The 10,151-nt window shown below is 70.0% G+C and carries 11 protein-coding genes; 1 reads left to right on the forward strand and 10 read right to left on the reverse strand.

What is annotated here, in order from left to right; translation table 11 throughout:
• Positions 1-388 precede the first annotated feature (388 nt).
• The 3 genes from ABZ806_RS10590 to ABZ806_RS10600 form a co-directional block, all read right to left on the reverse strand.
• A complete protein-coding gene (locus ABZ806_RS10590) occupies positions 389-1,351 on the reverse strand; it encodes a phytanoyl-CoA dioxygenase family protein (protein ID WP_500216634.1) in 963 nt (320 codons plus the stop codon).
• A 155-nt stretch (positions 1,352-1,506) separates the two neighbouring features.
• A complete protein-coding gene (locus ABZ806_RS10595) occupies positions 1,507-1,773 on the reverse strand; it encodes a DUF397 domain-containing protein (RefSeq protein WP_500216635.1) in 267 nt (88 codons plus the stop codon).
• Positions 1,770-2,477 carry a DUF5753 domain-containing protein gene (locus tag ABZ806_RS10600; RefSeq protein WP_500216636.1) on the reverse strand — a complete coding sequence of 236 codons (708 nt, stop codon included), beginning with the start codon at positions 2,475-2,477 and terminating at the stop codon, positions 1,770-1,772. Before ABZ806_RS10600 ends, ABZ806_RS10595 begins: the two co-directional genes overlap by 4 nt.
• 89 nt (positions 2,478-2,566) lie before the next feature.
• On the opposite strand from ABZ806_RS10600, the gene ABZ806_RS10605 reads away from it, so the two are divergent.
• On the forward strand, positions 2,567-2,914 hold the full coding sequence (locus ABZ806_RS10605; RefSeq protein ID WP_500216637.1) for an ATP-binding protein: 348 nt from the start codon (positions 2,567-2,569) through the stop codon (positions 2,912-2,914).
• 1,187 nt (positions 2,915-4,101) lie between these two features.
• Here the strand turns inward: ABZ806_RS10605 and ABZ806_RS10610 are convergent.
• From ABZ806_RS10610 to ehuB, 7 genes are all read right to left on the reverse strand, one after another.
• A complete protein-coding gene (locus ABZ806_RS10610; RefSeq protein ID WP_500216638.1) occupies positions 4,102-5,238 on the reverse strand; it encodes an NAD(P)H-dependent flavin oxidoreductase in 1,137 nt (378 codons plus the stop codon).
• Positions 5,239-5,304: 66 nt separating this feature from the next.
• Positions 5,305-5,676: a Zn-ribbon domain-containing OB-fold protein gene (locus ABZ806_RS10615; protein ID WP_500216639.1), complete on the reverse strand. Its 372-nt coding sequence runs from the start codon at positions 5,674-5,676 to the stop codon at positions 5,305-5,307.
• A 3-nt stretch (positions 5,677-5,679) separates the two neighbouring features.
• On the reverse strand, positions 5,680-6,852 hold the full coding sequence (locus tag ABZ806_RS10620) for a thiolase family protein (RefSeq protein WP_500216640.1): 1,173 nt from the start codon (positions 6,850-6,852) through the stop codon (positions 5,680-5,682).
• A gap of 172 nt (positions 6,853-7,024) precedes the next feature.
• On the reverse strand, positions 7,025-7,894 hold the full coding sequence (gene ehuA, locus ABZ806_RS10625) for an ectoine/hydroxyectoine ABC transporter ATP-binding protein EhuA (RefSeq protein WP_500216641.1): 870 nt from the start codon (positions 7,892-7,894) through the stop codon (positions 7,025-7,027).
• Positions 7,881-8,534, reverse strand: coding sequence for an ectoine/hydroxyectoine ABC transporter permease subunit EhuD (gene ehuD, locus ABZ806_RS10630; RefSeq protein WP_500216642.1), 654 nt, complete (start codon positions 8,532-8,534; stop codon positions 7,881-7,883). The genes ehuA and ehuD overlap by 14 nt, the downstream gene beginning before the upstream one ends.
• Positions 8,534-9,247, reverse strand: a complete 714-nt coding sequence (gene ehuC, locus ABZ806_RS10635; RefSeq protein WP_500216643.1) for an ectoine/hydroxyectoine ABC transporter permease subunit EhuC — start codon at positions 9,245-9,247, stop codon at positions 8,534-8,536. The genes ehuD and ehuC overlap by 1 nt, the downstream gene beginning before the upstream one ends.
• A gap of 6 nt (positions 9,248-9,253) precedes the next feature.
• Positions 9,254-10,151 (reverse strand): ectoine/hydroxyectoine ABC transporter substrate-binding protein EhuB (gene ehuB, locus ABZ806_RS10640; protein WP_500216644.1); only part of this gene is annotated, 898 nt, incomplete at its 5' end.

The following is a 10,151-nucleotide window of genomic DNA, read 5'->3' on the forward strand; positions in this document are numbered from 1 at the left end:
GCCACCTTCATCGCCGGGCATTTTGGACATACAACATTATGTCCCCACTTTTATTTTCCAGGAAAATTTCCGCCAGTAGCGGCGATTGTTCATCCACTGACCGCAGCGAGCCGCCCACGCTTCGCGCACCCGCCACGCCGCAGCTGATCATTCCCTTCCGAGCAACCACGTGCCGGGCCGGGAGATCACCACCACTCCCCAGCCACCTACCGAAACCAAAGTGACAGCAATTGGCGACACAGGGAAAACGAGCGCGCCCACCTTCGGAAGGCCACATCAACTGTCACCCGCCAGCGCCGCCCTTAAAGCGATAAAAAGAGCACCCCAGCCACGCGCGCGCCGTAAAGGGGCGCCAAAGGCCGGGGCCGATGGCTGGGGTCGATGCGCCTTACCAGGACGGATCGCGGACGGCAGTGTCCAGGCGGGTGCGCCAGGGGGACAAGTCGAGGCCCGGGTAGCGAAGGGCTGTGCCGTCGAGGGTGTGCGGCGTCCAATAGGGATGTCCGGGAGGTGGGAACCCGAACAGTTCAAGCTGAGCTGGAGAGGCGCGTTCGACGAAGCGGTACCAGGCCGGGTCGTGGCTGCGGTTCGCCCAGCCCGTACGGTTGCTCCACTCGACTTCCGCGCGCCGAAATCCGAGGTGCATGGTGTAGCGCGCACCACCAGGGCGGGTCACGGCGGTGCCCCTATGGAAGGTGCCGAGTTCGAACGCCACCACGGTGCCGGCGGGACCCGCGGCGGACACTTCACGCTCGTAGAGTTCCGGGCGGGCCGGAGCCAGGAATCCACCCGGCGCATCGGCGTCAACGTCGCTCGCACCGGACGGGTCGTGGCGCGGATACCAGTTGGGCTTGGCGGGCAGGTCCGCGGTGTGGTCGGCCGGCACCAGGTGGGGCGGCCCGAGGTCCTCGGGGACGTCGACCAGATAGACGAACATCTCGACTTGCTGCTGCTCGGTCCCACAAGTGGGGACGACGAGGGTGTGGTTGAGGTAATCACGGTGCAGTTCTTGGTCGTAATCGTTCGCCCCGGTGTACTTCGCCCACGCCTCGGCGGAGTAGATCCGCACATCGTCGCCATGAAGCAATGTCCTGGCCAGTTGGACGAGACGGTCCTGCACGGCCAGGAGGCTGATCTCCGTGCTGGCGAAGGGGAACGAGTCGATTCCGGCGAACTCGTCACCGACGAAGCGTCCCCGGCGCGGGTCCCCGCCATCGTCGAATCCTTCGGCCGAAGGGAACATCAGTTCCAGTTCGGCGACCGCCGGGGCCAGCACCTCGTCGGGAAGGTAGCAAGGCAGGATGGCGAATCCACGGCTCCGCCAATCGCTGATGGCCTGCGTCAGTTCCACCTGGGCAGTATCGCCAGAGACGGACGCCCGTCCAACACATTTTCCGGACGGGCGGCCAAGCCGTCGACTCCAGGGCCGCGGGCCGGGCAGGCGCACTTCCCGCCCGACCGCGTCCACATGGCAGTGAGGGAGGTCGACGTCCCCGCTACCAGCGGCTACAAGGAGGAATGCCGATCCCTGAGCGTAGTGAGGAAGTCGCGCCAGGTGCGGGCAGCGAAGGTGAGGACGGGCCCTTCTGGATCCTTCGAGTCCCGCACTGCCACTACCCGAGCAGCTTGGGTCATCTCGATACAGCTGCTGGCCTGTGAGCCGCTGTAGCTGCTCTTACGCCAGGTGGACGCTACCTCGACACATTCTTGAGTTTGGGAGCTGCTATGACTGCTTTTTCGCCAACAGGCGTCCGACAGGTCTGATCCCCTCATAGCTTCGAGAGTATTCTCTCGATCACCTCGTGCGACGCGGTTTCGCAGAGTGTCGAGCTCCGCACCTCTTCGAACTTGTCTCTGTACTGCGAGACCTCCCTCTCTCCTTCCAAGATCCACCGTCCGGTCAGATGGTCGATCAGCACGATGCCGAGGAACGGCGGTGCACCGATCTCCAAAAGCTCGAAGTGGCCGCCGTAAGCAGTGCCCGGATCGGTGTCGAACGGAAGAACGTGCAGGTGAAGGTACTCCTTCTCCATCTCATTCAGCAGCCGCCGAAGCTGTGACCTCATGATGTGCCGTCCACCGCGCATCCGACGCAGGGCCGCTTCGTCGAGGATCACGTCGAGCCGTGGCGGGCGCGGTCCGTGCAGGCGTTGCTGCCGGGCAAGGCGGAAGGCCACCCAGCGTCCGATCTGCTCAGGCGGGTTCTCGGGCACCTGCCGCTGGTGGAGGGCGTTGGCGTAGCCCTCGGTCTGAAGGAGTCCGGGGATGTAGGTCGTCTCGGTAATCATGATCCGTGCGGCGCTGTCCTCGACGGATGCGTAATCGAGGGCCTCGGGGCTGACCAGGTCTTTGTAGGCGTCCCACCAGCCCGGTTGCCGGTCTTGTTCGGCCAGGGTCATGAGGGCGGCGCGGAGGTCGGTGGGGACGTTGTACTGGTCGAGGATGAAGCCGAGGTCGCGGAGGCGCAGCCATTGCACGCCGTTCTCGATCTGGCTCAGGGACGACGGGGAGCGTTCGAGGTGCGCGCCGGCGGTCTTGAGGGTGTATCCGCCAGTCGGCGAAGCACGTGCGACTCTTCGCGCGGGACGTGTTGGGGGAGGGGCATCCGTCGCTCGGGGACGTCCAGACATGTGTGAACGAGGCGTTCACGAACGCGGTCGAGCACACGGCGTCGAGGCGGCGGGGGACGGTGACGGTGCTGTTCTCCGTCGTAAGGGACGACGTCGTCGCCGAGGTGACCGATGACGGGGCGGGCGGGGCGCGGCCGGTGATGCGGGACGATCCGCTCGCCGAGGACGGACGAGGGCTGCGGATCATCGACGCGCTCAGCCTGGAGTGGGGCGTGCGGACGGCCGGGGAGCGGACCGCGGTATGGATGCGCTTCCCGGGTCCACCGCCGCTCCGCTGGGACTAGCGCCGGGCCGGGAGGACGCCGCGAGCGATGGCGTCGCGTTCGGCTGTTTCACGTTCGGCAGGCGCCCGCGGGGCGGTGGCGCGCTCGTTGTAGGCGGCGCGGGCCACGGCGATGGCGTTCTGGTCATTTCCACCTTTCCGAGGGAGGCTGGAGCACGGTGCAGACCGGCCTCGGCATGTTGGTGACCGGCATCGACACGGTGCCCGCGCCCACGCTGACGCCGCGCCTGGTGAACCGACGGCCCTGGCCGCCCCCGTCGCGGGCGGCGCTGGGCGCGGTGCCGACGGTGCCCCGCCGTCGGAGACCGCCGCTGCCGCCCCGCCGGGCCGGCGCCGCGGCAGGACATGGTCGGGGTCGATTCGCCCCCGCCACGGTGGATGGTCAGCGGGGGCGGGGGGAGCGGCTGCCTGGCACGTCGTCCGGTCCGGCGGCGGTGAGGCCGAGGCCCGTGGAGGCGTTCTGCGCGGCCTGGCCGAGGGCGACAGTGGGGCGTCGTAGGTGAGGGCCATCTGGCCGTCCACGAGGAGCGGTTCGTCGGGGCGGACGCGGGGCGCGCCGATGCCGAGCAGGTTGCGGGCGAGGGGGAAGAACCCGTTGGTCTGGTCGGCGTCGCCGGTGATGAGGAACGGCAGGTGGGGCGAACGCCGTGTGGTGGATGACGGTGCCCAGCGGCCCACTCTGCCGGCGGAACAGCCGGGCCTGCTCGTTCCAGCGGTCGACGGCGGCGACGGCGGCGACGGGGGAGCGGCGGTACGGGGGCGGGGCGGGGGAGCCGTCCGGGCGGGGTTCGGCAATGGCGGCCTGGAGCGTTCGGACGAGGTCGGAGCGGGGGGAAGCACAGCCGGCCGAACGGCGACCCGGGTGTGCGTCCACGTAGGCGGCTGGGAGATCGTGTCGGCCAGCGCGATCGCGGCGATCTCGTCGCCGTTGCCGACGGCGGGGGCGGGGTGCGGGCGGAAGTTCAGCCGCCACGGCGGCCGCCCGGACATCCAGTCGAACAACGCGAGGAGCCCGCGACCGGACTCGGAAGGTCGGGGTCGCCCGCGGCTCAGCCTTCCGGGACGTGGGTCAGTGCTCCGGGAAGCGTAGGGCCGCGGGCGTTCGGGCGTCATACGGTGACGACCGGATCACCGTCCGGGGGCGTCCGGTTCAAGCGGTCCGGGTGGTTCGAGGGTTCGGGCGGTGGTTCAGTCCTCGCTCGTGATGGTGTTGAGGCGCTCGACGGCGTTCGCGAAGTCCTCGACCATGTCGTAGACGACCTGGCGGGCGGGCTTGACGGTGTTCATGAGGCCGACGCACTGGCCGACGAAGTAGTTGGCGAGGGCGCGGGCGCCGGGGTTGCCGGACTCGGCGACCTTGGTGATCTGCCGCATCGCCCCTTCGGCGACGATCATCTGCAGCGGCATGCCGAGCGGGCCGGGGCTGTCCGGGCCCTCCCACTCCTCCGTCCAGGCGGAGCGGAGCTGGCGGGCGGGCTTGCCGGTGCGGGACCGCGAGCGGATCGTGTCGCGGGACGTGGCGGCGAGCATCTTCTCCTTCACGGCCGGGGACGTCTCCGCCTCCTCCGTGGTGAGCCACACCGAGCCGCACCAGACGCCGGACGCGCCGAGGGCCATGGCCGCGGCCATCTGGCGGCCCGTGGCGATGCCGCCGGCGGCGAGGACGGGCACCGGGGCGACCGTGTCGACGACCTCGGGGACCAGGACCATCGTGGAGATCTCGCCCGTGTGCCCGCCGGCCTCGCCGCCCTGCGCGATGATCAGGTCGGCGCCGGCGGCGACCTGGCGGCGGGCGTGCTCGGACGTCCCGACCAGCGCGGCGACGGGCACGCCGGCCGCGCGGGCCTTCTCCACCATGAGCGGGGGAGGGGTGCCGAGGGCGCTGGCGATGAGGCCGATCGGGTGCGCGAGCGACACGTCGATCAGTTCGGTCGCACCCTTGGCGGTGACCTGCGTGCCGCCGCGCGCGTTGGACCGCTTGGCCTTCTCGAAGTCGGGCAGCGGGACGTCGTACCTCTCGAACAGGCCGGTGAGGAACGCCCAGTGCTCGGCCGGGATCGCGGCGAGCATGGCGTCGAGGCCGCCGCCGCCCTCCGCCGACTTGTCGATCTTGCCGGGGACCAGGACGTCCACGCCGTAGGGGCGGCCGTGCACGTGGTCGTCGATCCAGCGCAGTTCCTCTTCGAGCCGGTCGGGGGTGTAGGCGACGGCCCCGAGGACGCCGAAGCCGCCGGCGTTGGTGACGGCGGCGACGACGTCGCGGCAGTGGCTGAAGGCGAAGAGCGGGAACTCGATGCCGAATCGCGTGCAGACCTCGGTGTTCATGGCCCCGACGCTAACGGACCGAATGTCATTCGGTCTAGAGCCGGAACCGTCTGGGCTCGGAACCGTCTAGGGGCGGAACAGGATGTAGGACTCGCCCTCGTCCGGGTGCTCGAACGCGACGCGCAGAGGGAGGCCTTCGCGGAGGTCGTCGCGGGCCACCCCGTCCAGGCGGGCGTGCAGCCACGGGCCCTCCGCCAGCTCGACCAGCGCCAGCTGGGCGGGCGGGTCCTTGGGCAGGACGGTCCAGGTCACGAGGGTCGCGTCGCCGCTCGCCTCCGCCCAGGACAGGTCCTCGTCGCCGCAGTCCGGGCAGCCGGTCGCGTCCGGCGCGAACCACAGGTCGCACGCCGCGCAGCGCCTGATGACCAGCCGGTCGGACGCGGTGCCGTCGAAGAACGGGTCGGTGCGCCCGTCCCGCCGCAGAACGCCGATCTCCATCGGCTAGGCCCCCTTCCGGTGCGGGCTGACGATCAGCGTGGAGTGGTGGTCGAGGATGCCGCCGTTCCCGCTGACGAGGATCACGTCGGTGGACGGCGCCTGCCGCTCGCCGCCGTCCCCGCGTGCCTGGATCACGGCCTCCGACAGCGGCGTCATGCCCCACATGTAGTACGCCGACAGCTGCCCGCCGCCGGTGTTGGTCGGCAGCGAACCGCCGGGACCGAGCGCGCCGGACGCGGCGAACGCGCCACCCTCGCCCTTGGCGCAGAACCCGTAGTCCTCCAGGGACACGAGGACCGTGTAGGTGTAGCAGTCGTACAGCTCGCACACGTCCACGTCGGCCGGGGTGACCCCGGCCATCTTCATCGCCGTCGCCCCCGAGGAGGCGGCGCCGGTCGTCAGGCCGAAGTCGCTGCCGCGCTCCTTGCGGTGCCCGGGATGGCCCTGCCCCCACCCCCACAGGTGGACGGGCGGACGGGGCAGGTCGCGGGCCCGGTCGTCGCCGGTCACGATGACCGCGATGGCGCCGTTGGAGACCAGGCAGCAGTCCAGCAGGTGCAGCGGCTCGGACACCCAGCGGGAGTTCTGGTGGTCCTCCAGGGTGATCGGGTCGCGCATCTGGGCGAGCGGGTTGCGGGACGCCCACTCCCGCGTCGCCACGGCGATCGCGCCGAGCTGCTCGCTGGTCGTCCCGTAGCGGGCCATGTGCCGCTGGGCGGCGAGCGCGTAGAAGGAGTTGACGCTGCGCAGCCCGAGCGCCGCCGTCATCCCGCCGAATCCGTACCATTCGCGGGCGTCCCGGTTGTAGGCCGAGCCGGCCGACTGCTTCGGCTTCAGCGGCGCGTCCGCGAACACGCAGGCCACGGTGGTCGCGGTCCCGCTGAGGACCGCCATCGCCGCGTAGGACACCATCGCCCCGGCCGTCGCGCCGAAGGAGTTGACCTGGGACAGCAGCCGCAGGTCGCGCAGCCCGAGCGTGCCGGCCAGCTCGATGCCGGGGGATCCGCCCATCCCGTGGCTGACCAGCAGCCCGTCCACGTCGGCGAGCGCGAGGCCCGCGTCCTGCGCGGCGAGCCGCACCGCGTCCGCGGCGAGCCGCCGCGGGCTCCGCCCGTACACCTTGCCGAGCTCGGTCATGCCGAGCCCGACGATCGAAGTGCCCGTCGAAATGCCCATCGCCTCCCTCGTCCGTAAGTACCACGGTACAGAATGACGTTCGGTACTGGACCGGGCGGGGTGATCGGCCGCCGAGACGGGAGTCGCCCGCGTCCCCGGGGCGACGGGGACGCGGGCGACGCGCGGGAACGAGCCCGCGATCCTCAGGACGGCCCGCTGCGGGGCGCCCTGCTCACGATGCCAGGACGGCCTGCAGGAAGTCCCGGGTGCGCTGCTCGGACGGCTCGCCGAAGATCTGGTCCGGGTGCCCCTCCTCGACGATCTGGCCCTGGTCGAACATCAGGACCCGGTTCGAGATGTCCCTGGCGAAGTTCATCTCGTGGGTGACGCACAGCATGGTGAGGTCGCTCTGCCGCGCGATGTCGCGCAGCAGGTCCTGGACGCCGACGACGAGCTCGGGGTCCAGGGCGGAGGTGACCTCGTCCAGCAGCAGCACCTTCGGCTGCATGGCGAGGGCCCGCGCGATCGCCACCCGCTGCTGCTGCCCGCCGGACAGCTGCGTCGGATGCGCGTTCTCCTTGTCGGCGAGCCCGACGAGGTCCAGCAGGCCGCGGGCCCGCTCGACCGCCTCGTCCTTCGACACGCCCAGCACGCGCACCGGCCCCTCGGTGAGGTTGCGGAGCACGTTCATGTTGGGGAACAGGTTGAACTGCTGGAACACCATGCCGACCTGCTTGCGCATCTCGTGCAGGTGCTTGTGGCCGGCCGGGACGCGCCTGCCGCCCCGCTCCATGTGCCACAGCGTCTCGTCGCCGATCCAGATGACGCCCTCGTCCAGCGTCTCCAGCGTCATCAGCAGCCGCAGGATCGTGGTCTTGCCCGACCCGCTCGGCCCGATGAGCGTCACCCGCTCGCCGGGCGCCACGGTGAAGTCGAGCTCGCGCAGGACGACATTGGAGCCGAACCGCTTGACCACCTTCTCGAAGCGGATCCCCGGCGCGGCGCCGGACGGCAGTCCCGCGACAGCGTCCTTCTCGGTGACGGCGTCCGCCCCGCCGTCCTCGGGGGTGGGTGTTTCCGGTGTGGTGTCAGGTGGTGGCATAACGCCTCTCCAAGCGGCGGACGAGTATCGAGGATATGACGCTGACGATGACGAACAACAGGCCGACCATGGTCATCGGCTCCACGAACTCGAGGCTCACCGAGCCGACCTTGTTGGCCATGAACAGCAGTTCCGCCACGTTGATCGCCATCAGCATCGGCGAGTCCTTGAACATCGCGATCAGGTAGTTGCCGAGGGTCGGGATGACCCGGCGGATCGCCTGCGGCAGGATCACGTCCAGCCACACCCGCGACCTCGGCAGGTTGAGCGCGGTGCACGCCTCCCACTGGCCGCGCGGGATGTCGGCGATCCCCGCCCGGTACACCTCGGCGGTGTAGGTCGAGTAGTGGACGCCGAGGGTGATGATCCCGGCGGTCAGCGGCCCGATGGTGACGCCCCAGGCGGGCAGGACGAAGAACACGAAGTACAGCTGCGGGATCAGCGGGGTGGAGCGGATGAACTCGGTGATCCACCGGATCGCCTGGTTGAACACCCGGCTCGGGGTGCGGCGCAGCAGCGTCCACACCAGCCCGAGGATCAGCGCGATCACGTAGCCGAGCAGCGTCGCGATGACGGTGTAGCGCAGGCCGTCCAGCAGGTCGGGGAGGATGTCCCCGGAGTACTGCCAGTCCCACTGCATCAGCCCACCCCCGCCCCGGGCGCGCCCGCCGCGACCGTCCCGAGGGCCGGTTCACGCGACGGCCGGCGGCCGAGCATGCGGTCCACGCGCCGTTCGGCGTAGCGGACGAACAGCTGCAGCACCTGCGCGATGATGAAGTACAGGACGAGCACCACCGAGAACGCCGCCACGGTCTCGCCGGTGAAGCCCTGCACGTTCTTGGAGACCTTGGTGAGGTCGACGAGGCCGACCAGGGACACGATGGCCGTTCCCTTCATCAGCTCGATGATCAGGTTCCCGAACGGCGGCAGCATCAGCGCGAACGCCTGCGGCAGCAGGACCCGCCGCATCCGCTGGAACGGCGTGAAGTTCAGCGCGATCGTCGCCTCGTACTGCGCCTTCGGGACCGCGTTGATCGAGCCGCGCACCACCTCCGCGCCGTAGGCGCCGACGTTCAGGCCGAGCGCCAGCACCGCCGCGAACGTGGTCGCGAGCCGCAGGCCGAGGAGGGGCAGCGCGTAGAAGAACCAGAACAGCAGGACGAGGGTCGCGTTGCCGCGGAAGAACTCGACGTACACCCGGTTCAGCACGCGCACCCCCGCGTGGCGCGAGGTGCCCGCCATGCCGAAGAGCAGGGCGAGCACCAGCGCCAGCGCGCCACCGAGCAGGGTGAGCCGAACCGTGACCCACGCGCCGTCCAGCCACTGGGGGTAGCTGTCGAGGACGTCGGACACGGGCGATCAGCCCTTGCAGAACTTGGCGGCGGTGTCGTCCGGGCCCGGCATGTCGTCCTGGGTGAACCCGAAGGGCTGCAGGATCGGCAGCAGGCCGTTCTGCTGCTTGAGCTTGGCGAGCTCGCCGTTCCAGGCGGTCACCAGGTCCGAGTCGGCCTTGCGGAACGCGAACGCGCCGGCGCCGAGCTGCTCCTTGCCGTCGATGACCGGGGTGAACGCGTCGGTCACCTCGAAGCCCTCGCCCTTGTGCTTGGACAGCAGGTCGGCCAGCGAGATGCGGGTCAGCCAGATGCAGTCGACGCGGCCGGCCTTGAGGCCCTCGTAGGCGCTCGCCTGGTCGGCGAACGTCTTGATGTCGCCCTTCTTCACGCCGGTGCTCTCGGCGTAGCCGGCCTCGACGGCGCCGGTGAGGACGCCGACCTTGACGCCCTTGGCCGCCGGGTCCTTCTCGTTCTTCAGGCCGTCGGGGTTGCCCTCCTTGACCATGAAGGCGCTCTTGGCGACGTACTCGGGGTTCGCGAACGCCGCGGACGCGCACCGCTCCGGGTTGATGAACATGCCGGCGGCGATCGCGTCGAAGCGCTTGGCGTTGAGGCCCGCGATGAGCCCGCTGAAGTCGACCTGGACGCCCTTGATCTCGTCGATGCCGAGGGTCTTGAAGATGACGCGGGCCAGTTCCGGCGCCTCACCGGTCAGCTTTCCGGACTTGTCGGTGAAGCCGTAGGGCGCCTCGTTCGCGAAGCCCACGGTGATGGAGCCGGCGTCCTTGGCCTTCTGCAGCGTGCCGCCGCCCGCCTTCTCCTTCTCCGGATCCGTCGTGGAGCAGCCCGCCGCGGCGCCCGGCGAGATAGCGGGCCCGGCGGGTCTGGCGCAGGACGTCCTCCTCGGTGAGGGGCCGCACCGA

The organism is Spirillospora sp. NPDC047418, assembly GCF_040643275.1.
Lineage (GTDB): Bacteria > Actinomycetota > Actinomycetes > Streptosporangiales > Streptosporangiaceae > Spirillospora.

Excerpts from the sequence above, each read along its gene's own strand:
- ABZ806_RS10620 (WP_500216640.1), bottom strand. The coding sequence starts at position 6,852 with ATGGGCATTTCGACGGGCACTTCGATCGTCGGGCTCGGCATGACCGAG.
- ABZ806_RS10610 (WP_500216638.1), bottom strand. The coding sequence starts at position 5,238 with ATGAACACCGAGGTCTGCACGCGATTCGGCATCGAGTTCCCGCTCTTC.
- ehuD (WP_500216642.1), bottom strand. The coding sequence starts at position 8,534 with ATGCAGTGGGACTGGCAGTACTCCGGGGACATCCTCCCCGACCTGCTG.
- ehuA (WP_500216641.1), bottom strand. The coding sequence starts at position 7,894 with ATGCCACCACCTGACACCACACCGGAAACACCCACCCCCGAGGACGGC.
- ABZ806_RS10595 (WP_500216635.1), bottom strand. The coding sequence starts at position 1,773 with ATGAGGGGATCAGACCTGTCGGACGCCTGTTGGCGAAAAAGCAGTCAT.
- ABZ806_RS10615 (WP_500216639.1), bottom strand. The coding sequence starts at position 5,676 with ATGGAGATCGGCGTTCTGCGGCGGGACGGGCGCACCGACCCGTTCTTC.